Here is a 24,863-nt window from a genome sequence, read left to right on the forward strand (position 1 = left end):
ACTGTCGCGAGCCCGATTCGCCTGTTAAGCCGCGCGAGATGTTTCGAACCATTGTCCTGACTGGCTTTGCGGCCTTGGTCGCCGCCTCAACCGTCGCGCTGGCGCCGCCTGCGCGTGCGCAGATCGGAACGATTTTCTCCGATCCGCCGCCGCGGCCGCCGGGCAATGTTCCGCGCGGCCAGCCTGTCCCGCCGCCTGCCGATGACGATGAGGAAGTGCCGGAATTGCCGCGCGGCCGCCTGTTGCCGATGCCGAGCCGTCTGGCGCCGCCGACCCAGCCCGGGGTGCCGCCCCCCGGCGGCGTGCAGTCGCAACCCTTGCCGCCGCCGCCCGGCTCCCAGGCGGCGCCGCCCGGCGGCGTCGCCGTGCAGCCGCCGCAGCCCGGTGGTCCTGCGGTCGCCAACACACCGCCCGGCCAGAACCCGGTGCCCGGCCAGCCGCCGGGACAGCGGCCGCCGCCGGCCAAGGGCGCGCCGCAACAGCCGCAGCAGCCGGCCGCGCTGCAGCCGGGCGACGAGGTGGTCCAGGAGCCGCCGTCGACCAAGATCACCAACAAGAAGGCGAGCTTCTCGGGCCTCGACAAGATCACCGGGCGCATCATCAATTTCGACGAGGATATCGGCGAGACCGTGCAGTTCGGCGCGCTGCGGGTGAAGACCGATGCCTGCTACACACGGCCGTCGACCGAAGCCGCCAACACCGACGCTTTTGTCGAGGTCGACGAGATCACGCTGCAGGGCGAGGTGAAGCGGATCTTCTCCGGCTGGATGTTTGCGGCCAGCCCTGGCCTGCACGGCGTCGAGCATCCGATCTACGATATCTGGCTGACCGACTGCAAAGGCCCGGACCAGACCATCGTGACGGCGGCGCCCGATCCGCCAAAGGCGCCGACGCCGCCACCGCCGCCGGTGGCCCAGAAGCGTCCGGCCAAGCAGGCCGCGCCGCGTCCGGCGCCGCCCCCGCAGCCGCAATTCCAGCAGCCGCCGCCACCTCCGCCGCCGCAGCAACAGCAGCGGCCGGGCGGGCTGTTCGGCGGGTTGTTCGGGAATTAGCTGGAGCTCGTAGCCCGAAAGAAACTTCGTAGCCCGGATGGAGCGAAGCGTAATCCGGGATTCTCCCCTGCGGCTCGCACTGTCCCGGATTGCGCTGCGCTTCATCCGGGCTACAGGATTAGCGGGCTACAAGATCAGTTACGGGCTGCGATGATCGCGAGCGCCTCAGCGCCTTTCACCGGCTGGGTGACATCGAGCTTGCAAAAATCCGCCGGCGCGCCCGTGATCGCCTTGTCGAGCAAGGCGCGGTAGCGGCGGCGCGCGATCTCGACCGCGCCGAACGTCTTCAGATGCTCGGTGACATATTGCGTGTCGAGCAGCTCGAAGCCGCCGGCGATCAGCCGCGCCACCAGATGCACTAGCGCGACCTTCGAGGCGTCGCGCGTGGTGTGGAACATGCTTTCGCCGAAGAAGGCGCGGCCGAGGCTGACGCCATAGAGTCCGCCGACCAGATCGCCGTCCTGCCAGACCTCGACGCTGTGGCAATGGCCGAGCGTGTGCAGTCCGACATAGAGATCGCGGATGCGCTTGTTGATCCAGGTGTCGTCGCGGCCCGGCTGCGGCGCCGCGCAGCCGGCGATCACCGCCTTGAATGCGGTGTCGACAGTAACCGTGAACGCATCCGAGCGCACGGTGCGCGCCAGCCGCGAGGCGACGCGAAAACCCTCGAGCGGAATCACGCCGCGCAGTTCCGGCTCGACCCAGAACAGGGTCGGATCGTCGGCACTCTCGGCCATCGGGAAGATGCCGCAGGCATAGGCGCGCAGCAGCACTTCGGGCGTGATCTCGGACGAGGCGGAGTCGCGTGCTGTCATGTCGTCGAGATTAGCAAACGGCGGCCCGCCCCGCGATGGGCTGCCGCTGCGGTCGCGCGCTGTTGACGGGACACGTCGGTTCCTCCACAAGCCAGCGCCGCCATGTTGCAGTATTTCGGCAGTTTTTCGAGCCAGGCCGCGAGGCCGTGCTACATTGCAACGAAAAAGTGGCGCCGCCGGGACATGGCGATGGCGCGCCCGACAATCAAGTCGCATGAGGGGGACGCTGCATGAAGCTGTCATGGAGGACGTTTGCGCCGCTGGCGGTCTGGCTGGTGATCTATCTGGTGCCGGTGCCAACGGGCCTGAACGCCAACCAGTGGCATTATTTTGCAGTGTTCGCCGCTGTGATCACCGGACTGATCCTTGAATCGATGCCGGTCGGCGCGGTCGGCCTGATCGGTCTGACCGTCGCCGGCGTCGGCGGCTATGTCGAGTCCGATCCGAACAAGTCGCTGCGCTGGATGCTCGGCGGCTTTTCCGAGAGCACGGTGTGGCTGATCGTCGGCGCCTTCGTGTTCTCAATCGGCTATCGCAAGAGCGGGCTCGGCCGCCGCCTCGCGCTGCTGCTGGTGCGCGGGCTCGGCCGTCGCACCATCGGCCTCGGCTATGCGGTGGCGCTGTCCGACCTCGTGCTGGCGCCGGCGACGCCCTCCAACACCGCGCGCTCCGGCGGCACGATCTATCCGATCGTCAGCAACATCCCGCGCATCTATGGCTCCGAACCCGGTCCGACTGCGGGCAAGATCGGCACCTTCGTGATGTGGACAGCGTTTGCGACCACCGCGGTCACCAGCTCGATGTTCCTCACCGCGCTGGCGCCGAACGCCGCCGCGCTCTCGATCGCCAAGAAGCTCGTCAATGTCGAGGTCGGCTGGTCGCAATGGTTCATCGGCTTCGCGCCGCTCGGCATCCTGCTGCTGCTGCTGGTGCCGCTGCTCAGCTATCTGGTCTGCCGTCCCGAGATCAAGGCGAGCCCGGAGATCGTGACCTGGAGCCAGGGCGAACTCGCCAAGATGGGCCCGCCGTCGCGCCATGAATGGATCATGGCGGCGCTGGTGCTGCTGGCGATGTTCTTCTGGATCTGCGGCTCCAATCCCAACATCAGCGTACCGCTGCTCGGCTCCAACTTCATCAACGCCACCACCGTCGTGTTCGTGGTGATCTCGCTGATGCTGATCTGCGGCGTGATCGGTTTCGAGGACATCGTCGCGGAGAAGGGCGCCTGGGAGGTGTTCTTCTACTTCACCTCGCTGCTGACGTTGTCGTCCGGCCTCAACGAGATCGGCTTCATCAAATGGGTGGCCGAGGGCTACGCCAAGCCGCTCGCCGGGACCTCGCCGTTCGTCGGAATGATTCTGCTCGTCACGTTCTTTTTCTGGATCCACTATTTCTTCTCGAGCATCACCTCGCACACCGCAGCGGTGCTGCCGGTGGTGCTCGCGGTCGGCTCCAGCATTCCCGGCCTGTCGGTGCAGACCCTGATGCTGCTGTGCGTCTACTCGCTCGGGCTGATGGGCGTGATCTCGCCTTACGCCACCGGGCCAGCGCCGATGTATTACGGCAGCGGCTATATCGGCAAAGGCGACTTCTGGAAGTTCGGCCTGATCTTCGGCGTGACCTACTTTGCCGGATTGTTGCTGATTGTATTGCCCTGGTTGCAGACCATCGGGTAAGCTGCCGAACAATCCGGCGTGAACGGCAACCGATCGGCGCGGGATCGACATGATTCTTTCCGAATCTTAACGCGTATTGTCCGGCGGAAGCGTTCAAAATGCCGCATGGGTGTGGCGCGCGCGGGCGCAGGGGATATAAGACCGCGCGAGCTCATTCGTGTTCTCCGTGGGCAGGTTATGGACCAGCAGGTAAAAGACCCGTCGATTGTCGCGCCCGAACAGACCAGGCGGTCGTCGCGCATCGGCGTCATCCTCACGACGCTTGTAGTGCTGTCGTTGCTTGCCGGCATCGTGTGGTGGACGCGGCAACAGGCCGCGCCGCAACCGGCCGGCGGTGGGCGTAATGCCGCACCGATGTCGATCGTGCCGGCGACCATCGGCAAGGGCGACATCGGCGTGACGCTGAATGCGCTCGGCACCGTGACGTCGCTCGCCACGGTGACGATCAAGAGTCAGATCAGCGGCTATCTGCAGCGGATCGATTTCAAGGAAGGCGACGAGGTCAAGAAGGGCGACCTGATCGCCCAGATCGATCCGCGTCCCTATGAGGCGACGCTGGCGCAGGCGAGGGGGCAGCTCGCGCGCGACGAAGCGCAGCTGAAGGGCGCCCAGGTCGATCTCGCCCGCTACCAGAATCTCGCCAAGCAGAACGCGGTGCCGCACCAGACCCTCGACACCCAGATCGCGCTGGTCGCGCAAAATCAGGGCACCGTCGAGGCCGACCGCGCCTCGGTGCAGTCGGCCGAGGTAAATCTGGCGTATTGCCGCATCGTGTCGCCGATCAACGGGCGCGTCGGGTTGCGTCAGGTCGATCTCGGCAATTACGTCACTGCGGGCGATAGCACCGGCCTCGTCGTCATCACCCAGCTCGAGCCGATCAGCGTGCTGTTCACGCTGCCCGAGGACAATCTGCAGGCGGTCGCGAAACGGCTGAGGGAAGGCGCGGTGCTGCCAGCCACGGCCTATGACCGTAGCGGCGCCAACAAGCTCGCCGAGGGCTCGCTGCAGACCTTCGACAGCCAGATCGATCCGACCACCGGCACGATCAAGCTGCGCGCCCAGTTCGAGAACGACAAGCGCACGCTGTATCCGAACCAGTTCGTCAACATCCGCCTGCTGCTCGACACCCACAAGGATGTCATGACGATGCCGATGGCCGGCGTGCAGCGCGGCGTCCCCGGCACCTTCGTCTATCTCGTCAGCGCCGACAGCACCGTCTCGGTGCGGCCGGTCAAGCTCGGCGTCACCGACGGCGATCGCGTCGAGGTGATGTCGGGGCTCGAGGTGGGCGATCGCGTCGTGATCGACGGCGCCGACAAGCTGCGCGAGGGCACCAAGGTGATCGTGCGCAGCGCGGCGGATGCGACAACTCCGGCCGGCGCGGCCAAGGGCGCCGCAAGCGGCGCCGCCAAGCACGGGGACGGGCCGAAGCAATGAACCCGTCACGGCCATTCATCCTGCGGCCGGTGGCGACGACCCTGCTGATGATCGCCATCATGCTGTCGGGCATGCTGGCGTTCAGATACCTCCCGGTCGCCGCGCTGCCCGAGGTCGATTATCCGACCATCCAGGTGCAGACCTTCTATCCCGGCGCCAGCCCCGACGTGATGACGTCGTCGGTGACGGCGCCGCTCGAGGTGCAGTTCGGCCAGATGCCGAATTTGAACCAGATGAGCTCGGTGAGTTCGGCCGGGTCCTCCGTGATCACGCTGCAATTCGGCCTGTCGATCTCGCTCGATGTCGCCGAGCAGGAGGTGCAGGCCGCGATCAACGCCGCCGGCAATCTGCTGCCGTCGGACCTGCCGGCACCGCCGATCTACGCCAAGGTCAATCCGGCCGACGCGCCGATCCTGACCCTCGGCCTGACCTCGAAGACCATGCCGCTGACCCAGGTGCAGGATTTCGTCGACACGCGGTTGGCGCAGAAGATCTCGCAACTGCCCGGCGTCGGCCTCGTCAGCATCAGCGGCGGCCAGCGGCCCGCGGTGCGCATCCAGGCCGACATCCGCAAGCTCGCCGCCTACGGCCTCAACATCGACGATCTCCGCACCACGCTCGGCAACGCTAACGTCAACACGCCGAAGGGCAATTTCGACGGCCCGATGCGGGCCTACACCATCAACGCCAACGACCAGATCCGCAAGGCCAGCGACTATCGGTCGTTGATCATCGCCTACAAGAACGGCTCGCCGGTCCGCCTCAGCGACGTCGGCACCGTCGTCGACGGCGCGCAGAACGACAAGCTCGGCGCCTGGATGAACGAGACGCCGGCGATCATCCTCAACATCCAGCGCCAGCCCGGCGCCAACGTGATCTCGGTGGTCGAGGGCATCAAGGCGCTGCTGCCGCAGCTGCAGGCGACGCTGCCGGCCGCGATCGACCTCAACATCCTGACCGACCGCACCGTGACGATCCGGGCCTCGGTGCGCGACGTCGAATACGAATTGTCGCTGGCGGTGATCCTCGTCGTGCTGGTGATCTTCGTGTTCCTGCGCTCGACCCGCGCGACGCTGATCCCGAGCCTGTCGGTGCCGCTGTCGCTGGTCGGCACGCTGGGGGCGATGTATCTGTTCGGCTTCAGCCTCAACAATCTGTCGCTGATGGCGCTGACGATCGCGACCGGCTTCGTGGTCGACGACGCCATCGTCGTGATCGAGAACATCTCGCGCTACATCGAGGAGGGCGAGACGCCGCTGGAGGCGGCGTTGCGCGGCTCCGAGCAGATCGGCTTCACCATCATCTCGCTGACGGTGTCGCTGATCGCGGTGCTGATCCCGCTATTGTTCATGGGCGACGTGGTCGGCCGGCTGTTCCGCGAATTCGCGATCACGCTGTCGGTCACGATCCTGATCTCCGCGGTGGTGTCGCTGACGCTGGTGCCGATGGCCTGCGCCAAGCTCTTGAGGCGGGACGCGACCGCGCGCGAGAACACCCTGCAGCGGCTGAGCCGGCAAGGGTTCGACGCCGTCATCGCGCTGTACGGCCGGATGCTCGACTGGGTGCTGGACCGGCAGCCGCTGGTGCTGATGATCGCGCTCGCCACCTTCGGCCTGACCGCGTGGCTCTACATCATCATCCCGAAGGGCTTCTTTCCGCTGCAGGACACCGGCGTGATCCAGGCGATCTCGGAGGCGCCGCAGTCGGTCTCCTATGCCGCGATGGCCGAGCGCCAGCAACGGCTCGCCAGTGCGATCCTGAAGGATCCCGATGTGCAGAGCCTGTCGTCCTTCATCGGCGTCGACGGCACCAACACGACGCTCAACAGCGGCCGCATCCTGATCAATCTGAAGCCGCACGCGCAGCGCAAGGCCGGCGTCGCCACCATCATGGAGCGGATCAAGGCGAGCACATCAGCGCTGACCGGGATCACGCTCTACATGCAGCCGGTGCAGGACCTCACCATCGAGGGCACGGTGAGCCGGACCCAGTACCAGTTCATCCTGCAGGACGCCGATCCGGCCGAGCTGGCGGAATGGACGCCGAAGCTGGTGGAGAAGCTGCAGGCACTGCACGAGCTCAGCGACGTCACCAGCGATATCTCCGCGCAGGGGCTTTCGGTGTTCGTCGATATCGACCGCGACCAGGCGGCGCGGTTCGGCATCACGCCGGCGACGATCGACAACGCGCTCTACGATTCCTACGGCCAGCGCATCGTCTCGACCGTCTTCACCAATTCGAACCAGTACCGCGTGATCCTGGAGGCCGATCCGTCGCTGCAGAAATCGCTGGATTCGCTGGACTCGATCTATCTGCCGTCATCGGTCAGCACGACGCCGGTGCGGCTGTCGGTGATGGCGAAGATGCGGATCGAGACCGCGCCGCTGCAGATTTCGCATCTCGGCCAGTTCCCGTCGGCAACCGTCTCGTTCAACCTGGCGCCCGGCGCCTCGCTCGGCGAGGCGGTCACCGCGATCAAGCAGGCCCAGGCCGAGATCAACCAGCCGCTCGGCATGATCACGAGCTTCCAGGGCGCGGCGCTGGCGTTCCAGGCCTCGCTGTCCAACCAGCTGTTCCTGATCCTGGCGGCGATCGTCACCGTCTACATCGTGCTCGGCGTGCTCTATGAGAGCTTCATCCATCCGCTGACGATCCTCTCGACGCTGCCTTCGGCCGGCATCGGCGCACTGCTGGCGCTGATGCTGGCCAAGCAGGATCTCACCATCATCGCGATCATCGGCATCATCCTGTTGATCGGCATCGTCAAGAAAAACGCGATCATGATGATCGACTTCGCGCTCGATGCCGAGCGCAACGAGGGCAAGCCGCCGCGCGAGGCGATCTATCAGGCCTGCCTGCTGCGCTTCCGCCCGATCATCATGACGACGATGGCCGCCGTGCTCGGTGCGCTGCCGCTGATGATCGGCACCGGCGCGGGCTCCGAGCTGCGGCACCCGCTCGGCATCTCGATCGTCGGCGGCCTCCTGGTCAGCCAGCTGCTCACGCTGTTCACGACACCGGTGATCTATCTCTGGTTCGATCGGCTGGCGCAGCGCTTTGCCGGACGGCCGGGCGAGGTCGGCGAGGCCAGCGGGTCGGGGTGAGCCATGGAGCCGTCAACCCCCTTCATCCGCCGGCCGGTGGCGACCACGCTGTTGACCATCGGGCTTGCGGCGGCCGGCGCCGTCGCCTTCTTCAAGCTGCCGGTGGCGCCGCTGCCGCAGGTCGATTTTCCGACCATCTCGGTGCAGGCGACGCTGCCCGGCGCCAGTCCGCAGGACGTTGCGACGACGGTGGCGAGCCCGCTGGAGCGGCATCTCGGCCAGATCGCCGACGTCACCGAAATGACGTCGTCGAGCTCGGTCGGCTCGACCCGCATCACGCTGCAGTTCGGGCTCGACCGCGACATCAACGGCGCGGCGCGCGACGTGCAGGCGGCGATCAACGCCGCGCGCGCCGACCTGCCGATCAGCCTGCGCGCCAATCCGACCTACCGGAAGGTCAATCCGGCTGACGCACCGATCCTGATCCTGGCGCTGACATCGGATACGCTGACCCGCGGCGCGCTCTATGACGCGGCTTCGAGCGTGCTGGCGCAAAAGCTTTCGCAGGTCGAGGGGGTCGGCGAGGTGGTGGTCGGCGGCAGCTCGCTGCCGGCGGTGCGCGTCGACCTGACGCCGCAGGCGCTCTACAAATACGGCATTGGGCTGGAGGACATCCGCGCCGCGCTGTCGAGCGCCAATGCGCACAGCCCGAAGGGCGCCATCGACGTCGGCCCGCAGCGCTACCAGATCTATGCCAACGACCAGGCCAACAAGGCGGACGACTACAAGCCGCTGATCGTGGCCTACCGCAACGGCGCGCCGGTTCGCCTCACCGACGTCGGCGAGGTCACCGACGGCGTCGAGAACCTGCGCAATGCCGGCCTCGCCAACGGCAAGCCGGCGGTGCTGATCATCCTGTACCGGCAGCCCAACGCCAACATCATCTCCACGGTCGACCTGGTGAAGGGGCTGCTGCCGCAGCTCAAGGCCTCGGTGTCGCCGGCGATCGACATCGATTTCGCGGTCGACCGCTCGACCACCATCCGCACCTCGCTTCATGACGTCGAACGAACCCTGATCCTCGCCGTGCTGCTGGTCATCGTCGTGGTGTTCGTGTTCCTGCGCAGCGCCCGCGCTACCTTCATTCCTGTGGTCGCGGTGTCGGTGTCGCTGGTCGCGACCTTCGGAGCGATGTACCTGGTCGGCTACAGCCTCGACAATCTGTCGCTGATGGCGCTGACGGTGGCGACCGGTTTCGTGGTCGACGACGCCATCGTGGTGCTGGAGAACATCACCCGCCACATCGAGGACGGCTTGAGCCCGCTGCAGGCGGCGCTCACCGGCGCCAGCGAGGTCGGCTTCACGGTGCTGTCGATGAGCGTGTCTCTGATCGCGGTGTTCATTCCGATCCTGATGATGGGCGGCATCGTCGGCCGGCTGTTCCGCGAATTCGCCATGACGATCTCGATCGCGATCCTGATCTCGCTCGCGGTGTCGCTGGCGACCACGCCGATGATGTGCGCGGTGCTGCTCAAGCGCGACGCCGGGCAGGGCCATGGGCGGCTGTATTGGGCCAGCGAGCGCTGCTTTGAGGCGATGCTGAATTTCTACCGCAGGACGCTTACGGCGGCCCTGGAGCACCCGGTGTCGGTGATGGTGATCCTGGCGGCGGTGCTCGGCCTCAATTTTTATCTCTACAGCGCTATTCCGAAAGGCTTCTTCCCGCAGCAGGATACCGGACGGCTCACCGGCTCGATCCAGGCCGACCAGAGCGTCTCGTTCCAGCTGATGCAGCAGAAGCTCGGGCGGTTCGTCGATATCATCAAACGCGACCCGGCGGTGGAGAGCGTGGTCGGCTTCACCGGCAGCGGACAGACCAATTCCGGATTCGTCTTCGTCTCGCTGCGGCCGCTGGCGGAGCGCAAGATCAGCGCCGACGGCGTGATCGCGCGGCTGCGGCGCGAAATGTCGGTGGTGCCCGGCGCGACCCTGTTCCTGCAGGCGGTGCAGGACATCCGGGTCGGCGGCAGGGCCTCCAACGCGCAGTACCAGTACACGCTGCAGGGCTCGACCTTGGAGGAGCTCAATGAATGGACGCCGAAGATCACCGCGGCGTTGCAGCGCGATCCCGACCTGACCGACGTCAACAGCGACCAGCAGAACAAGGGACTGGAATCCAACCTGGTGATCGACCGCGACGACGCGGCGCGGCTCGGCATCACCGTGAGCCAGATCGACAACACGCTCTATGACGCGTTCGGCCAGCGCCAGGTCTCGACCATCTATGTCGCGCGCAACCAGTATCACGTCGTGATGGAGGTCGCGCCGCGCTACTGGCAGAACCCGGAGACGCTCAAGGACGTCTATGTCAGCACGTCGGGCGGATCGGTCGGCGGCTCGCAGTCGACCAACGCCGTGGCGGGCACGGTGGCGACGCAGGGAACTCCGAGCGCGGCCAGCACCGCCAATGCCCAGGCGGCGCGCAATCTCGCCACCAACTCGATTGGCCTGACCGGGAACGGCGCCGGCTCGACCGGATCGGCGGTCAGCACCACCGGCGAGACCATGATCCCGCTGTCGGCGGTGGCGAGTTTCGACCAGGGCGCGACGCCTTTGGCGGTCAATCACCAGGGCCTCTTGGTCGCCAACACCATCTCGTTCAACCTGCCGCCGAACGTCTCGCTCAGCACCGCGGTCGCCAGCATCGAGGCCACCATGAACCGGATCGGCGTCCCCGCTACGATCCGCGGCACCTTCCAGGGCTCCGCCAAGGCGTTTCAGGATTCGCTGAGCAACCAGCCGTTCCTGATCCTGGCGGCGCTGGTGACGATCTACATCGTGCTCGGCGTGCTCTACGAGAGCTTCATCCATCCGCTGACCATCCTGTCGACGCTGCCGTCCGCAGGTGTGGGCGCGCTGCTGGCGCTGATGGCATTCAAGACCGAGTTCAGTATCATGGCGCTGATCGGCGTCATCCTGCTGATCGGCATTGTGAAGAAGAACGCCATCATGATGATCGATTTCGCCCTCGATGCGGAACGCCGGCTCGGGCTGCCGCCGCTCGAGGCGATCCGGGAGGCCTGCCTGCTGCGCTTCCGTCCGATCATGATGACGACGATGGCGGCGCTGCTCAGCGCAGTGCCGCTCGCGGTCGGCATGGGCGACGGCGGCGAGCTGCGCCAGCCGCTCGGCATCGCCATTGTCGGCGGCCTGATCCTGAGCCAGGTTCTGACGCTCTACACGACGCCGGTGATCTACCTCTATCTCGACCGGTTCCGCCTCTGGGCCCGGCGCGCGCGGCGCGGCGCCGCGCCGCGGCTCCCGGGGTCTTCCTTCCGATTGGGCGAGTAAATGCCGATAGCTGCAGCGTTGCGACGTGTTGAGATGTTGCGGAAGCCGGTCCGGCTGCTGCGTGCACCGGCGTTTTGGCTCCGCCGGCGGCCCGCGCTCGCCATCGTGGTCGGCCTCGGCCTGTCGGGCTGCGTTCCCGGCGCGGAGCGGCCCGAGCTCAGTCTCGAAGTGCCGGCGAGCTATCGAACCGCGGCGAAGGGCGATGCCGATGCCGCCGTTCCGGCGCTCGCCTGGTGGCGCGGCTTCCGCTCCGCGGAGCTGACCGGGCTGATGGAATCCGCGCAGCTCTACAATTTGGACATCGCGGTCGCGATCGCCCAGGTGGTGCAGGCCGACGCGCAGACCGGCGTCTCCGGCGCCGCGCTGCTGCCGTCGCTGTCCGGGTCGGCGACCGCCCAGCGCCAGGGGTCGGGTGCCTTGAGCGGGGCGGGCGGAACGTTCTCGCAATACAATGCGGGACTGACCGCGAGCTATATCGTGGATTTCTGGGGCAAGAACCGCGCGACGCTGGCGGCCTCGGAGGAGAGCGCCACCGCCTCGCGCTACAATCGCGAGGTGGTCGCGCTGACCACGATGGCGACCGTCGCCAACACCTATTTCCAGGTGCTTGCGGCTCAGGACCAGATCAAAGTGACGCGCCGCAACCTCGCCGCCGCCGAACGCATCCTCGCGCTGATCAAATCGCAATTTTCCGGCGGCACCGCCTCGCAGCTCGACGTGTCGCAGCAGGAGGCGCTGGTCGCGACCCAGCGCGCGGCAATCCCGCCGCTCGAAGTGACGGTGGGACAGAACATCACCGCACTCGCGGTGCTGGTGGCGCGCGCGCCCGCCAATTTCACGGTGCGCGGCGGCAGCACCACGCAGATCTCGGTCCCGCGCGTAACCCCGGGGCTGCCGTCGGAACTGCTCTACCAGCGGCCCGACATCCGCCAGGCTGAGGCGCAGCTGACGTCGGCCAATTTCAGCGTCGATGCGGCGCGCGCGGCGTTCTTCCCGCAGATCCAGCTAACCGCGACCAACGGCTTCCAGAGCGCGGCGCTGGCCTCGCTGTTCGGGCCGGGCGCGTGGTTCTACACGCTCTCCGCCAGCCTGACCCAGCCGCTGTTCGACGGTTTTCAGCTGGAGGGCCAGCTCAAGCTCGCCAAGGGCCAGCAGCTGCAGTTCCTGCAGACCTATCGCAAGGCCGTGCTGTCAGCGTTTGCCGACGTCGAGAACGCGCTGATCGCCCTCCAGAAATTTACGCTGCAAGAACGCCTGCAGTCCGACGCGGTGGCGAGCTCTCGCAAGGCGTTCGAGGTCGCCGAAACGCAGTTGCGCGGTGGCACCGTCAATCTGATCACGGTGCTGCAGGCGCAGCAGACGCTGTTCACGGCGGAGAACAATCTGGTCACGGTGCGGCTCAACAAGCTGCTCGCGGCGAGCAGCCTGTTCCAGGCGCTCGGCGGCGGCTGGACACCCGCCGGCACGCTGGCGGCGGCGCAATGAGGTCGGTCATGCAGCGGTTCATTCCTGTCGTCGCCCTGGTCGTCGCGCTTGTCTTGGTCCTTGGCCTGCCGTTCGCCGCCCGCGCGCAGCAGCCTGCGCCCAACAGCGTGCCGCTGACCTTCGGGATGACGCCCGATCAGGCGAGCCAGTCGCTCGGCGTGCCCCTGCAATATGTTCGTGGCACACCCGGCAATGAATTGCTGGTGGCGTTGCCCAATGTCAGGGGCAGCATCCTGTCGCGGCGCAGCGATGCGCTCTATCTGCAGTTCGGCAAGGGGCGCCTGCTCGCCTGGAAGGGCGACTGGGGCACCACGCCACCATGAGGACGAACGCCATGACCGTCATGCGAGCACTCATCGCCTGCGCCGCCATCGTGCTCTGTGCGAGCGCGGCGTCGGCGCAGGATCGCCCGCTGCGTTACGGCAGCACCGGCGGCTGGGGCTTTGATGGCCGGGACGACCACCGCGATTTCCGCAGCAACGGCTATTTTCCCGGTAATTTCGCCGCCGATCCCTTGAGCGCCGGGTTTGGTGCGGCAGGCCTGTTCGGCTGGACGCCGCAGCATTCGGCGCGGCCGTATCCGTCGCAGGTGATCTTCGGCGCACCGTGCCGGGATTGCACGCCGCCCAAAGCGCGGCGGGCGCGCGACAGGCGCGATTGAGCAGGGCGGAGCGCGGGCGCGCTCACCCCTGGATGCGCAGCAGCTCGTTGATGATGCGCGGCTTCATCCAGCCGACCTTGTCGATGATCTCCTGGCGCAGCTCGTCCTTTTCCATCTCGTACTGTTCGCGCGAGATGCCGCGGCCCTGACCGCCGGCGGCGGTGACGCCGTAGGCCTCCAATGCGCGCTCATAGCGCTCCTTCCAGGCGACCACGAACTCGTGCACAGCCTTGCTGACGGCAGGCACCGTGCCGGGATGGCCGGCGATGCCGCACAGCTCCTTGGTGCGCTCGTCACCCGCGAGCATCAGCACGTTCCAGTCGTCGAAGCCGATCAGGTTCAGGGAGGCATAGAGGAAGGCGCCGTGCTCGCCGTCCCAGATCGTGTGATCGATCACCAGGAAGGGGACGGCGTTGCAGTAGCCATAGCGGTTGGTCATGTCGCGGTTGAACGCCGCAGCACGCTCCTCGAGCCGCTTCTTCGCCGCGGCGAACATCGCGATGTAATCCTCGGCGGTCTTGCTGATGTTGCGGGGATCGTCGGGATTGAAGCCGAGCTCGCGCAGCATCGGACCGACCTTCGGGTCGTCCCAGAGCTCCTTGGAGAAGACGCGGGTCACGCCATCGGCATCCGGGGTCGGACGCATCATCTCCTTGAGCTCGGCGAAGCTGTGCTGCCGCTTTCCGAATGTTGCCTTTTGCCCAAACATCGGGACCGCCTCCTGCAAAGCTGGTGGCGAGAGTGTGGCAAGGGATGTCCAGATATTTCTTAACCGACCGCGGCGTTGCGTGTCCGATTGCGGAACAGGATGACGCAGCCGTTAAGACGAACGCGACAAATCGATCCAATCTGCCGCCGATCCAGGCGACAGCCTATTTGGCGGCGACGCTCGTCGCCTTCGCCACCGCCGGGCTGACACGGGCAAAGCGCACCACGAAGCGGGTGCCCTTGCGGGCGGGATCGCGCTCGACGCTGGCGTCGAGCTTGGCGGCCATTGCCGTGACGATGCGCTGGCCCATGCCGGTGCCGCGCGGATCGGCCTTGTCGTCGTAGCCGACGCCGTCATCGCTGATCGCCAGCACGACATCGTCGCCCTGCGGCTTCAGCTCGATATCGATCGGGCCGGAGCCGTCGGGATAGGCGTATTTGACCGCATTCATCACCAGCTCGTTGACGATGATGCCGATCGCGACCGCGCGGTCGGGATCGATCTCGATCGGGACGGCCTTCAGCGTCAGCCGCGACATCTTGTTGCCCTCGGCCGACCGCCTGAGATCCTCGAGCAGCGCCTCGAGATACTGGTTCAGCATCACGGTCTTGAAATCTTGCGAGGTATAGAGGCGGCGGTGCACCTGCGCGACCGCGGCGACGCGGCCCATCGCGTTGGTCAGCGCCGCCTTGACGTCGTCCTGGGTGGCCGAATTGGCCTGCAGGTGCAGCAGCGAGGCGATGATCTGCAACGAGTTGCCGACGCGGTGGTTGACCTCGCGGAGCAGCACCTCGCGCTCCGCGGCGAGCGCCGCATAGCGGTCGCGCGAGGCGTGCACTTCGGCCTCCGCCTCGTCGCGCGCCTTCTGGATCGCGGCCTGGCGGATCGCGCCGTTGACCGCGACCTGGAGCAGGGGAATGAACTCGCCCCTGACATCCTTGACCAGGTAATCCGCCGCGCCGGCTTTCAGCGCGGTGACCGCGATCGCGGAGTCCTGCGATGCCGTGACGAACACCACCGGCGGCGCGTCCGGAATTTTCAGGATCTGCTCCAGCGTTTCCAGCCCGTCGAGACCGGGCATGTACTGATCGAGCGCAACGACGTCGATGCCGCCCTGGACCAGCCGGTCGAGACCTTCCTGACCGCTTGCAGCGTGCACGACCTTGAAGCCGGCGCGCGTCAGGCCGCGTTCGACCAGGCGCGCCAAGGTCGCATCGTCGTCGATATAGAGCAGGGTCGGCGGGGGGCTGGTCATATGGCGGCTGGCGGAACCTGAATCACGGAGAAGAACAGGCCAAGCTGGCGAATGGCGTTGGCGAAGCTTTCGTAGTTCACCGGCTTGGTGATGTAGACGTTGCAGCCGAGCTCGTAGCAGCGCTTGATCTCCTGGGAGTCGTCGGTCGTGGTCAGCACCACCACTGGCGTCGACTTGAGGAACTTGTTTTCCTTGACCCGCTTCAGAATATCGATGCCGGTCATGTCGGGGAGATTGAGATCGAGCAGGATGAGCAGGGCCTGGCCCTTGCGCTCGACGGCGGTGCCATCCTTGCCGAACAGATAGTCGACCGCCGCTGTACCGTTGGTGAACGGAACGATCTCATTGTTGACACCCGAGCGCCGGATATTCCGCTCAATCAGCCGGGCATGGCCCTCATCGTCCTCGATCATGATGATGGTAACTGGATCGCTCATGCCGCTTTATCCCGGTTCTTGCCTGTCCATTTCATAGGCAGCGTTATCGTGAAGGTGCTGCCGCTGTTAAGTTCCGATGCTACCGACATGGTGCCGCCTAGTCTGCGCACAAGTGCGCGGACATGGGCAAGACCGATGCCCTGGCCGGGTTTGTCCTGGGTTCCCGCACGACGGAACAAATCGAAGATGCGCTGATGGTCCTTCGGATCGATGCCGCGGCCATTGTCCGTGACCTCGAAGATGGCAAAGCCGAGCTTGATGCGGCCGCTGATCGAGATCTCGCCGGGGACGCCGTCCCTGAGGTATTTCAGCGCGTTGTCGATCAGGTTGGAGAAGATCTGTTCCAGCGCCAGGCGGTCGCTGACCAGATCGGGCATCGCGCCGACCGCGATGGTCGCATTGGCTTCGGTCGCCTGATGCGCAACCGTCTTGACGATGCCGTCGATCAGCTCGTGGACGTCGATGCGCTCCGGCTTGAACTCGCGGCGGCCCTCGCGGGTGAGATTGAGGATCGCGCTGATCAGCCGGTCCATCTTGGCGATCGAGGATTTGATGAAGCCGAGCGACTCGGTGAAGTCGTCGGATAGCTGCTTGTCGGCGCCTTCGAGCGTGGGCTCCGCCGTGTCGGTGGCGTCATCCGGCATCGCCGGCGCCAGCGACGCCGAGCGGTTCAGCGTGGCGATGCGCTTGAAGATGTCGCCGCGCAATTCCTCCAGCTCGCTGGTGAAGCCCATGATGTTGACCAGCGGCGAGCGCAGGTCGTGGCTGACGATATAGGCGAAGCGCTGGATCTCCTCGTTGGCCTCGCGCAAATCGGCGGTGCGTTCGTCGACGGTGGTTTCCAGCGTGATGTTGATGTCGCGGAGCTGCGCCGCGGCCTCGTCGCGGACCCGCGACGATCGCCGCAGCAGCACGAGCGAGAAGGCGGCGAGCGCCAGCACCATGCACGAGCCCGCGATGGTGACCGAGGAGGCCAGCACCTGGGTCTGGTCCGCGGTCGCCCTGCGCATCGCAAACTGGCGGTCCTCCTCGGCGCGCATGTCGCGGCCGATCCTTTCGATCGTCTCCATCGCGTCGGTCGAGGGGCTGTTGCGCAGCAAGGCGATGCTGGTGGCCGTGTCATTGTTCTGGACGCGCTCGATGCCGAGGGCAAATTCGGCCAGCCGCTTGTCGACCGCGGCCTTCAGCCAGGCGCCGTTGGCGACCTGAGCCGGATTGTCGGTGGTGATCCGCGCGAGATGGTCGAGCGCGGCCGGAATGCCTGCCGCCGCCTGCTGATACTCCGCGAGGTATGACGGTGCCGAGGTCAAGAGATAGGCGCGGGTCGCGCTCTCGGCGCGGCGGATTTCGAGCAGCAGGTTGGCAAGCTGGCTCTCGACCTCGACGGTGTGGACGACCTTGGCATTGTCGTCGCGCGCCTTGTTGACCAGCACGACCGACGCCACGCTGATCGCCACCAGCACGGCAAAGCCTACCGACAGCAGCAGGATTTGCAGCACAGCGCGCCGTCGTGAGATTGCCGTCACGCGCGTCTCGTCAAATGAATGGCGTACAATGCGTCCCCGTGAAATCTGACAACCCTAGACTACGCCGAAGCGCGGGGCCGGGTTCCACGGGAGGAGCGAATTATTTCCCGGCGTCGGCGCCCTGGCCGGCCAGATACTGCTCCAGCCAGTGGATATGGTAGTCGCCATCGATGATGGCGGGCTCGCGGACCAGCGCGCGGAACAGCGGCAGCGTGGTTTCGATGCCGTCGACCACCATCTCGTCCAGCGCGCGGCGCAGCCGCATCAGGCACTCGCCGCGGGTCTTGCCGTGCACGATCAGCTTGCCGACCAGCGAGTCGTAATAGGGCGGGATCACGTAGCCCTGGTAGACCGCCGAATCGATCCGCACGCCGAGACCGCCCGGCGGATGGAATTGCGTGATCCGCCCGGGCGAGGGCCGGAAGGTCTGCGGGTTTTCCGCGTTGATGCGGCATTCGATGGCGTGGCCGATGATCGCGATGTCGTCCTGCCGCGCCGGCAGGTCGCCGCCGGCCGCGATCCGGATCTGCTCCAGTACGAGGTCGATATCGGTGATGCTTTCGGTGACGGGATGCTCGACCTGGATCCGCGTGTTCATTTCGATGAAGTAGAACTCGCCGTCCTCGTAGAGGAATTCGATGGTGCCGACGCCGAGATACTTCATGTCCCGCATCGCCTTGGCGCAGGTCTCGCCGATTTTGGCGCGCGCGGCCGCCGCCAGCACCGGCGAGGGGCCTTCTTCCCAGACCTTCTGGTGACGGCGCTGCAGCGAGCAGTCGCGCTCGCCGAGATGGATGGCGCCGCCGCGGCCGTCGCCGAGGATCTGGATCTCGATGTGGCGCGGCTTCTGCAGGTATTTTTCCAGATAGACCGAGGCGTCGCCGAACGCCGACTTGGCCTCGTTGGCCGCGGTCGACAGCGCCAGCGCGAGGTCGGCCTCGCTGTGCGCGACCTTCATGCCGCGCCCGCCGCCGCCGGCCGCAGCCTTGACCAGCACCGGGAAGCCGATCTCCCTGGCGATCGCCATGGCGTCCTCATCCGAGGTCACCGCGCCGTCGGAGCCGGGCACCACCGGAATGCCGAGGCGCTTGGCGGTCTTCTTGGCTTCGATCTTGTCGCCCATCAGGCGGATGTGCTCGGCCTTCGGGCCGATGAAGTCGAGGTTGTGATCGGCGAGGATCTCGGCGAAGCGGGCGTTCTCGGACAGGAAGCCGTAGCCGGGATGCACGGCGTCCGCGCCGGTGATCTCGCAGGCCGCGAGCAGCGCCGGCACGTTGAGATAGGAATCCTTCGACGGCGGCGGGCCGATGCACACGCTTTCGTCGGCGAGCCGCACATGCATGGCGTCGGCATCGGCGGTGGAATGCACGGCGACGGTGGAGATGCCGAGCTCCTTGCAGGCGCGCAGCACCCGAAGCGCAATCTCGCCGCGATTGGCTATGAGGATCTTGTCGAACATCGCAGCGCCTGACGTTGACGAAAGCTATTCAATGATGACCAGCGGCTCGCCGAATTCGACGGGCTGGCCGTCCTCGACGAGGATTTGCGTCACCGTGCCCGCGCGCGGCGACGGGATCTGGTTCATCGTCTTCATCGCCTCGATGATCAGAAGCGTCTGGCCGGCGGTCACCTTGGAGCCGACTTCGATGAACGGCTTGGCGCCGGGCTCCGGCGACCAATAGGCGGTGCCGACCATCGGCGAGGGGACGACGCCCGGGTGCTTGGCAAAGTCGGTCGCCGCAGCGGCGGCTGCCGCGGTCGCGACCGCCGCGGCCGGCACGGCGACCGTCGGCATGGCTGTGGGGACCGAGGCGGCAATGCTGACGTTGCGCGCGACACGGACGCGCAGGCCGGCGCGCTCGATCTCGATCTCGGTCAGATTGGTCTCGGCAAGCAGCAGCGCGAGCTCGCGGATGAGCGCGCTGTCGTCGCTCTTCTCGCTCTTGGATTTTGCGGCTGATTTGTCGTCTGGCTGGCGCGCCATGATTCTTCGATCCAAAATCTCTGTCTGGTGACGGGGAACGTCAGGATTGACGATTAAGCCTTTGGCTTGGCGTCTGTCTTGCTATCGGGCTTGGCACCGATCTTGGCGGCGAGCCCGATGATCGCGAGCCGATAGCCATCGATGCCGAAGCCGCACAGCGACGCGTAGGCGGCTTTAGCAGTGAACGAGTGATGCCGGAAGCTCTCGCGGGCGTGGATGTTGCTGATGTGAACCTCGACCGCGGGAATTTTCACCGCAACCAGCGCATCGTGCAGCGCGATCGAGGTATGGGAATAGCCGCCGGCGTTGATGATGATCCCGGCGGCCTTCTTGGCGTGGGCCTCGTGGATGAAATCGATCAACTCGCCTTCGCGGTTGGATTGTCGGCAGTCGGCGGTCAGGCCGAACTGCCGCGCGGTATCCGCGCACAGCTTCTCGACGTCGGCCAGGTTGGCGTGGCCGTAGGTCTCGGGCTCGCGCGTCCCCAGCAGATTGAGGTTCGGGCCGTTCAGCACATAGATCGTTCCGGCAGCAGCCATTTCCGAGGGTTCCGGCGCGGGGGTGAAGTGGGCCGGGTTATAGGTAACAACCGGCCGCAGGGGAAGCCTTTAGGTGAGATCTGAACGTCTTCAACAGCTTCGTCTCCCTTGGCAGGTAGCCGTTGTAACCCACGGAAAACGCTGATTAACCAAATTTGGTGGAAGGCGCTCTCGGCGTGCGGTCCCCGCCGCCATCCACTGCCGCGAGCCGGGACTTGAGCCGGGCCTTGGGCCGGCCTTGGGCCCAACGCAAAACCCGCCCCGAGAGGCCCAGGGGCCCAAGGGGCGGGGTTCGCAAGGCGGCGAGGGTGCATCATGCCGCCCTCGCATCGAGGCTCTCGTCTTAGCCCTCGATGATGTAGACGATCTCATGGGTCTCCGGCTGCACGATCACGTAGCGACCCTTGACCAGGATGAACTCGTAGCCGCGCCACTGCGGATAGATCGTCACGACGCGCTCCGGCACCGGATAGAAGTGCACATTGGCCGGAACCCGCGTGCCGACCGCCACATTGAAGTTCACGTTGGTGACTTCGCTGACCTTCTCCGACTTGATCGCGGTCGTAATCTGCGACCGCTTCTCGGCCGGCGGAGCCGCGGTGGCCGACGTCGCCGCGTTGCCGGTCGTGGTCTGGGTGCGGCTGGAGTCGTTGGTCTGTGCGCGGTTGGTGTCCGTCCCGCTCTTGCCCTGCGCGTTTTGGTTGGTCTGCGAACCGCTCGGCTCGTTGGTCTGCGCGCGATTGGTGTCGGTCGAGCTCTTGCCCTGAGCGTTCTGGTTGGTCGTGGTGCCGCTCTTGTCGCGCTGCTCGGCATTCATGTTGCCGCTCTTGTCACGCTGCTCGGCCTTCATGTTACCCGACTTGTCGCGCTCCTCGGCCTTCATGTTACCGCTCTTGTCGCGGCCTTCGGCCTTCATGTCCTTGGAGCCCTTGGTCGTCTCATTCTCCGAGCTGGTGCCCTTCGAATGCTGCGTGCTGTCCTGCGCGCCCTTGGAGGCGCCGGACTTGTCGGAGTCCGGCTTCATGCCGGATTCGCTCTGGCCGGACTTGGACTGTCCGGTGGTGGAATGATCGGAACCCTTCATGCCACCGGAATCGTGCTGCATCGTGCCGGACGACGCGCCGCCGGACGAGCCGCCCTGCTGGGTGGCCGCGCCGCCGCCGGCACCCGGCGATTCCTTGCCGGCGCCGCCGGTGCCTTGCGCGTTGGCGAAGCCTGCACCAGCAATCAGCGCTGCCGTGGCGACCGAAATCAGAAAGCGTTTCGACATTGATATTCCTCCTCACGTCTCTGCATTGCCCGCGCCGACAACGGAGGAAAGTGCGCGATGTTCCTGACGATTTGTGGTTCCGCTCTAACCTGTTCGGTGAATGCGCGATGAATGCGAAAACGCTTCAGCCGCAGGCCCGATCGAACTCCATGTCCGCGAGATCAAGCTGGCCATTGCCCCCACCAAAGTTGAAGCCGCCGAAATGCTCCTCGATCTCGAGATAGGTCGGGCTGTATTTCGGCGTCCATTGATTGGGGAACATCGTGCCGCCGAGATGGTTGCGGCCATGCAGCCGTTCGAGCCCGCGTGCCTTGCCGTCGAGCGAATAGGGCGCGACATAGCCGCCGAGCTCGGCCTTGTGCAGCAGATGATCGCGCGGCGACTTGCCGACATTGGGATCGCCCTCGCGCAGCGCAAGCGCGATGCCGTAAGCGTGGTGCCCGATCTCGGGGACATGACCGAACAGGCGGTACCAGTATTTCTGCTTCAGCTCTTCGGCGCGCGTGATGCGGCCGACCTGGGCCTCGAACACCGTGCGCGCCGCGCCCTTCTCGATCCAGCGCGGAGGCGGATTGACCTGCAGCAGCGGATCACCGGCAAGCTCCGGCGGCGCGCAAAACGGGCCGGCGAACTCGGCTTCCGTCAGCCAGATCGCCACGAAATTGTGGTCGATGATGTCCTTCATCCGGCATTCCATCGGATGCCGGTTCTGCGCGTAGGTCCAGTACGGCAGCAGACGGCCGTCGGCCGGGCACTCGATGGTCTCCGCCGCGAGATATCGCGCGACGGCGTCGACCTCGACCGGCTCGTCATATTGCTGATCGGCGAACATCGCGAGCGCGACATAGGCCTCGCCCCTGGCGCGATATTGTGCCGGCAGACGCAGCGTGAAGCAGTGCTGCATCGGAAAGCCGTCATGCGGGCTGAGCGGCCACTGCTCGGGGCGGATGCCGGGCGGCAAGCCGTAGCACCAGCCGTGGTCGTGTTCGGTGCCGCGCTGCGGCGGCGTCTGCAGGAGGGTGAGATCGTAGGCAAGGGTCGGCGGAGCCGGCAGGGTCATGGCGCAGCTTTTCGTGATTGGCAATGGCCCTTTGTTGCAATGTGCGCGGATGTGGTTCGGTGATCGCACAACAAAAAATCCGGCTGCGTGGCAGCCGGACTTCGTGGAGTGAAACGAATCTGTTGGCGGGTCGATCAGCAGGTTGCCTTGCCGCAGCGGGCGATGCCGATCTTCTCCTTGAGATTGTCGACGCCGACCGCGCCGATCACCACCTGCTTGCCGATCACATAGCTCGGCGTGCCGTTCATGCCCATGGATTCGGCGAGACGGAAGTTCTCCTCGATCGTCGCCTTCACTTCCGGGCTCGCCATGTCCTTTTCGAGCTTGGTCATGTCGAGGCCGATTTCCTTGGCGACCGCCAGCGCGCGCGCCTTGTCGGCGGCGCCGCGGCCGCCCAAAAGCTTCTGATGGAAGTCGAGATATTTCTTGCCCGTCGGGTCCTGCATCCGCACCGCGACCGCGACCTGCGCGGCCTCGACCGAGCCCTGGCTCAGCACCGGGAATTCCTTCAGCACGACCTTCAGCTTGGGATCGGCCTTCATCAGCTCGAGCATGTCGCCCATGGCGCGCTTGCAGTAGCCGCAGTTGTAATCGAAGAACTCGACGAAGGCGACATCGCCGTCCTTGTTGCCGATGGTGACGCCGCGCGGCGAGTTGAAGATGGTGTCGGCGTTCTTGGCGACGCTCTGCTCATGCTTCTCGGCTTCGGCGGCAGCCTGCCGCTTGCTCAGCTCGTTCATCGCCTCCTCGAGCACCTCGGGATGCGCGATCAGGTAGTTGCGGACGATGCTCTCGATGTCGCCGCGCTGGGTGTCGGTGAAGCTTTGCGCGGACGCCGACAGCGGCGCGGCGCAGACGCCGAGCGCAAGCAAGGCGGGGGCGAGAAAACGAAGCGCTGGCATGACAAAATCCTTGTTCGGCGTGGCTCGAAAGACGGCAATGCTATGAGCCGGTTGCGGTGATCGTTGTATGGAACTTCTAATAATTTCTAGTTGTTTTTCTGGCCCGGCATGGGCTTGGCGCTCACAATGTCGTCAGCTTTGACCCAGCCCGGCGTGCCGACGGCGAACCGCGTCTTGGCGCGCGACGCAAGGTCGCGGGCAGTCTTGGTGTCGCCGCGCAGAAAGGCGGCCTGGGCGGAGGCGAGATCGGCCTGGGCGTAGTCGCCCTTGCGGCCATAGGCCATCGCGAGCTGGGTATAGCCGATCGGCGCCTCCGGCTCGCGGGCCACGGCCGCGCGCAGCATGTTGATCGCCTCGTCGGTCAAGGCCTTGTTGTCGGAGGCGACCAGCGCCTGGCCGAGCAGCATCTCGATCAGCGGCGAGTTGCCGGAGAGCTGCACCGCGCGGCGTAGCGGCGCGATGGCCTCCGTGGGCCGGCCGCCTTCGAGCAGCGCCTGGCCGCGCAACTCGTAGAAATAGGCATTGTTCGGCTGCACCTGGATCAGGCCGTCGATCTGCGCGATCGCCGACCGCAGATCGCCGTGCAGATAGGTGGTGATGGCGCGCGCATAGCGCGCCGGCAGGCTGGTGTTCGACAGTGGATAGCGGCGGAACACGGTGTCCTGCCGCTCCATGAAGCCGGAGATCTTGGCGCGCATCATGTCGTGACGCAGCTGCAGCGCCGGATCGTCCTTCTTGTCCCAATAGGGGCTGGAGCGCGCCAGTCCCTCCAGCGCAGCGACGCGGTCGACCGGCATCGGGTGCGATTGCATATAGGGGTCGGCGCCGCGCGCCGCGAACAGGCCCTCGTCGCTGAAGCGCTTGAAGGTCTCGTACATGCCCCTCGGGGACTGGCCGGTCGCGGTGAGGAACCGGACGCCGGCGCGGTCGGCGTTTTCCTCCTGCGCGCGCTGATAGGACAACAGCGTGCGCAGCACCATCGACTGCGGCGCCGAGATCGCTGCCGCGCCCGCGCTGGAAAGGCCGTTGCCGGCGCCGCCGCGCGCGCCTGCGGCCATCGCGCCGGCCCCGAGCAGCATGGCGATGATCATCTGGGTCTGCGCCTGCGCCAGCTGCTCGCGCATCTTGGCGAGATGGCCGCCGGCCAGATGGCCGGTTTCATGCGCCAGCACGCCGATGATCTGGTTCGGCGTCTCCGACTGCAGCAGCGCGCCATAGTTGACGAAGATGCGGCGGCCGTCGGCAACGAAGGCGTTGAACGCGCCGTCGTTGATGATCACGATCTGGATGTTCTGCTTCTCGAGCCCGGCAGCGCGCAGGATCGGGCGGGTATATTCGCGCAACAGCTGCTCGGACTCGGTGTCGCGCAGCACCGGAGGTCCCTTCTGCTGGGCCTGCGCGGTGGCGGTGGGGCCAAGCGCGAGCGCGACCGCCGTAACAAGCGCGGTCAGCTTGAACGCAGTCAGCTTGAAGGTCTTGGTGCGAAGCGCGTGGCGGAACAGCATGGGCGATCTACCGGCGCTGGCTGGCCGCGCCGATTCCGGCCCTGACGAGGGCCTGACGCAGCGTCTTGTTTTTGCAATTGTTCTTCACGCGAACCGGGGTATTCACTGGGCCTGAAAGCGTTATAAGGAGCCACCGAATGCGGCCAGTCTGGGGC

Annotated in this window: 20 protein-coding genes; 8 read left to right on the forward strand and 12 right to left on the reverse strand. The window is 65.9% G+C overall.

Annotation, left to right across the window (positions count from 1 at the left end):
• Positions 1–38 precede the first annotated feature (38 nt).
• Positions 39–1,052, forward strand: a complete 1,014-nt coding sequence (locus XH93_RS19995) for a DUF2155 domain-containing protein (protein WP_194474861.1) — start codon at positions 39–41, stop codon at positions 1,050–1,052.
• A gap of 134 nt (positions 1,053–1,186) precedes the next feature.
• Here the strand turns inward: XH93_RS19995 and aat are convergent, their stop codons facing one another.
• The gene (aat, locus tag XH93_RS20000) at positions 1,187–1,867 is read right to left on the reverse strand and encodes a leucyl/phenylalanyl-tRNA--protein transferase (protein ID WP_194474862.1); all 681 of its coding nucleotides are present in this window, start codon (positions 1,865–1,867) and stop codon (positions 1,187–1,189) included.
• A gap of 230 nt (positions 1,868–2,097) precedes the next feature.
• Between aat and XH93_RS20005 the strand changes: the two genes are divergently transcribed.
• The 7 genes from XH93_RS20005 to XH93_RS20035 all read left to right on the forward strand — a co-directional run bounded on the left by XH93_RS20005 (position 2,098) and on the right by XH93_RS20035 (position 13,521).
• Positions 2,098–3,543, forward strand: a complete 1,446-nt coding sequence (locus XH93_RS20005; RefSeq protein ID WP_194474863.1) for a DASS family sodium-coupled anion symporter — start codon at positions 2,098–2,100, stop codon at positions 3,541–3,543.
• Between the two features lie 177 nt (positions 3,544–3,720).
• Complete coding sequence (locus XH93_RS20010; RefSeq protein ID WP_194474864.1) at positions 3,721–4,980, forward strand: MdtA/MuxA family multidrug efflux RND transporter periplasmic adaptor subunit; 1,260 nt, start codon at positions 3,721–3,723, stop codon at positions 4,978–4,980.
• On the forward strand, positions 4,977–8,084 hold the full coding sequence (locus XH93_RS20015) for an MdtB/MuxB family multidrug efflux RND transporter permease subunit (RefSeq protein ID WP_194474865.1): 3,108 nt from the start codon (positions 4,977–4,979) through the stop codon (positions 8,082–8,084). Before XH93_RS20010 ends, XH93_RS20015 begins: the two co-directional genes overlap by 4 nt.
• A 3-nt stretch (positions 8,085–8,087) precedes the next feature.
• Positions 8,088–11,375, forward strand: coding sequence for an efflux RND transporter permease subunit (locus XH93_RS20020; RefSeq protein ID WP_194474866.1), 3,288 nt, complete (start codon positions 8,088–8,090; stop codon positions 11,373–11,375).
• 33 nt (positions 11,376–11,408) lie between these two features.
• Positions 11,409–12,860 carry an efflux transporter outer membrane subunit gene (locus XH93_RS20025; RefSeq protein WP_194474867.1) on the forward strand — a complete coding sequence of 484 codons (1,452 nt, stop codon included), beginning with the start codon at positions 11,409–11,411 and terminating at the stop codon, positions 12,858–12,860.
• An 8-nt stretch (positions 12,861–12,868) separates the two neighbouring features.
• A complete protein-coding gene (locus XH93_RS20030; RefSeq protein WP_139864200.1) occupies positions 12,869–13,183 on the forward strand; it encodes a hypothetical protein in 315 nt (104 codons plus the stop codon).
• Positions 13,184–13,194: 11 nt separating this feature from the next.
• Complete coding sequence (locus XH93_RS20035) at positions 13,195–13,521, forward strand: BA14K family protein (RefSeq protein WP_246799669.1); 327 nt, start codon at positions 13,195–13,197, stop codon at positions 13,519–13,521.
• A 22-nt stretch (positions 13,522–13,543) separates the two neighbouring features.
• Here XH93_RS20035 and XH93_RS20040 read toward each other — a convergent pair whose 3' ends face one another.
• The 11 genes from XH93_RS20040 to XH93_RS20090 all read right to left on the reverse strand — a co-directional run bounded on the left by XH93_RS20040 (position 13,544) and on the right by XH93_RS20090 (position 24,708).
• The gene (locus XH93_RS20040; protein WP_194474869.1) at positions 13,544–14,230 is read right to left on the reverse strand and encodes a hypothetical protein; all 687 of its coding nucleotides are present in this window, start codon (positions 14,228–14,230) and stop codon (positions 13,544–13,546) included.
• Between the two features lie 163 nt (positions 14,231–14,393).
• On the reverse strand, positions 14,394–15,485 hold the full coding sequence (locus XH93_RS20045; RefSeq protein ID WP_194474870.1) for a sensor histidine kinase: 1,092 nt from the start codon (positions 15,483–15,485) through the stop codon (positions 14,394–14,396).
• Positions 15,482–15,922, reverse strand: a complete 441-nt coding sequence (locus tag XH93_RS20050) for a response regulator (RefSeq protein ID WP_139483990.1) — start codon at positions 15,920–15,922, stop codon at positions 15,482–15,484. The genes XH93_RS20045 and XH93_RS20050 overlap by 4 nt, the downstream gene beginning before the upstream one ends.
• Positions 15,919–17,439 carry a CHASE3 domain-containing protein gene (locus XH93_RS20055; RefSeq protein WP_246799722.1) on the reverse strand — a complete coding sequence of 507 codons (1,521 nt, stop codon included), beginning with the start codon at positions 17,437–17,439 and terminating at the stop codon, positions 15,919–15,921. Before XH93_RS20055 ends, XH93_RS20050 begins: the two co-directional genes overlap by 4 nt.
• A gap of 109 nt (positions 17,440–17,548) precedes the next feature.
• Positions 17,549–18,907, reverse strand: coding sequence for an acetyl-CoA carboxylase biotin carboxylase subunit (gene accC, locus XH93_RS20060; protein ID WP_139483988.1), 1,359 nt, complete (start codon positions 18,905–18,907; stop codon positions 17,549–17,551).
• Between the two features lie 24 nt (positions 18,908–18,931).
• Positions 18,932–19,432: an acetyl-CoA carboxylase biotin carboxyl carrier protein gene (gene accB, locus XH93_RS20065; RefSeq protein WP_139483987.1), complete on the reverse strand. Its 501-nt coding sequence runs from the start codon at positions 19,430–19,432 to the stop codon at positions 18,932–18,934.
• 53 nt (positions 19,433–19,485) lie between these two features.
• On the reverse strand, positions 19,486–19,971 hold the full coding sequence (gene aroQ / locus XH93_RS20070; protein WP_194474872.1) for a type II 3-dehydroquinate dehydratase: 486 nt from the start codon (positions 19,969–19,971) through the stop codon (positions 19,486–19,488).
• A gap of 343 nt (positions 19,972–20,314) precedes the next feature.
• Positions 20,315–21,241 (reverse strand): DUF1236 domain-containing protein, encoded by a 927-nt coding sequence (locus XH93_RS20075; protein WP_194474873.1) that lies wholly within the window; start codon positions 21,239–21,241, stop codon positions 20,315–20,317.
• 124 nt (positions 21,242–21,365) lie between these two features.
• Entirely contained in the window at positions 21,366–22,301 is a 936-nt protein-coding gene (locus tag XH93_RS20080) for a hypothetical protein (protein ID WP_194474874.1), read from the reverse strand.
• Between the two features lie 134 nt (positions 22,302–22,435).
• Complete coding sequence (locus XH93_RS20085; RefSeq protein WP_139483983.1) at positions 22,436–23,203, reverse strand: DsbA family protein; 768 nt, start codon at positions 23,201–23,203, stop codon at positions 22,436–22,438.
• 86 nt (positions 23,204–23,289) lie between these two features.
• Positions 23,290–24,708, reverse strand: a complete 1,419-nt coding sequence (locus XH93_RS20090; RefSeq protein ID WP_194474875.1) for a M48 family metalloprotease — start codon at positions 24,706–24,708, stop codon at positions 23,290–23,292.
• Between the last annotated feature and the right edge of the window lie 155 nt (positions 24,709–24,863).

The sequence above is a fragment of the Bradyrhizobium sp. CCBAU 51753 genome, assembly GCF_015291565.1.
GTDB classification, from domain to species: domain Bacteria; phylum Pseudomonadota; class Alphaproteobacteria; order Rhizobiales; family Xanthobacteraceae; genus Bradyrhizobium; species Bradyrhizobium ivorense.

Excerpts from the sequence above, each read along its gene's own strand:
- XH93_RS20035 (WP_246799669.1), top strand. The coding sequence starts at position 13,195 with ATGACCGTCATGCGAGCACTCATCGCCTGCGCCGCCATCGTGCTCTGT.
- XH93_RS20090 (WP_194474875.1), bottom strand. The coding sequence starts at position 24,708 with ATGCTGTTCCGCCACGCGCTTCGCACCAAGACCTTCAAGCTGACTGCG.
- XH93_RS20085 (WP_139483983.1), bottom strand. The coding sequence starts at position 23,203 with ATGCCAGCGCTTCGTTTTCTCGCCCCCGCCTTGCTTGCGCTCGGCGTC.
- XH93_RS20050 (WP_139483990.1), bottom strand. The coding sequence starts at position 15,922 with ATGAGCGATCCAGTTACCATCATCATGATCGAGGACGATGAGGGCCAT.
- aroQ (WP_194474872.1), bottom strand. The coding sequence starts at position 19,971 with ATGGCTGCTGCCGGAACGATCTATGTGCTGAACGGCCCGAACCTCAAT.
- XH93_RS20025 (WP_194474867.1), top strand. The coding sequence starts at position 11,409 with ATGTTGCGGAAGCCGGTCCGGCTGCTGCGTGCACCGGCGTTTTGGCTC.
- accB (WP_139483987.1), bottom strand. The coding sequence starts at position 19,432 with ATGGCGCGCCAGCCAGACGACAAATCAGCCGCAAAATCCAAGAGCGAG.
- accC (WP_139483988.1), bottom strand. The coding sequence starts at position 18,907 with ATGTTCGACAAGATCCTCATAGCCAATCGCGGCGAGATTGCGCTTCGG.
- aat (WP_194474862.1), bottom strand. The coding sequence starts at position 1,867 with ATGACAGCACGCGACTCCGCCTCGTCCGAGATCACGCCCGAAGTGCTG.
- XH93_RS19995 (WP_194474861.1), top strand. The coding sequence starts at position 39 with ATGTTTCGAACCATTGTCCTGACTGGCTTTGCGGCCTTGGTCGCCGCC.
- XH93_RS20040 (WP_194474869.1), bottom strand. The coding sequence starts at position 14,230 with ATGTTTGGGCAAAAGGCAACATTCGGAAAGCGGCAGCACAGCTTCGCC.
- XH93_RS20030 (WP_139864200.1), top strand. The coding sequence starts at position 12,869 with ATGCAGCGGTTCATTCCTGTCGTCGCCCTGGTCGTCGCGCTTGTCTTG.
- XH93_RS20020 (WP_194474866.1), top strand. The coding sequence starts at position 8,088 with ATGGAGCCGTCAACCCCCTTCATCCGCCGGCCGGTGGCGACCACGCTG.
- XH93_RS20015 (WP_194474865.1), top strand. The coding sequence starts at position 4,977 with ATGAACCCGTCACGGCCATTCATCCTGCGGCCGGTGGCGACGACCCTG.
- XH93_RS20080 (WP_194474874.1), bottom strand. The coding sequence starts at position 22,301 with ATGACCCTGCCGGCTCCGCCGACCCTTGCCTACGATCTCACCCTCCTG.
- XH93_RS20075 (WP_194474873.1), bottom strand. The coding sequence starts at position 21,241 with ATGTCGAAACGCTTTCTGATTTCGGTCGCCACGGCAGCGCTGATTGCT.
- XH93_RS20005 (WP_194474863.1), top strand. The coding sequence starts at position 2,098 with ATGAAGCTGTCATGGAGGACGTTTGCGCCGCTGGCGGTCTGGCTGGTG.
- XH93_RS20045 (WP_194474870.1), bottom strand. The coding sequence starts at position 15,485 with ATGACCAGCCCCCCGCCGACCCTGCTCTATATCGACGACGATGCGACC.
- XH93_RS20010 (WP_194474864.1), top strand. The coding sequence starts at position 3,721 with ATGGACCAGCAGGTAAAAGACCCGTCGATTGTCGCGCCCGAACAGACC.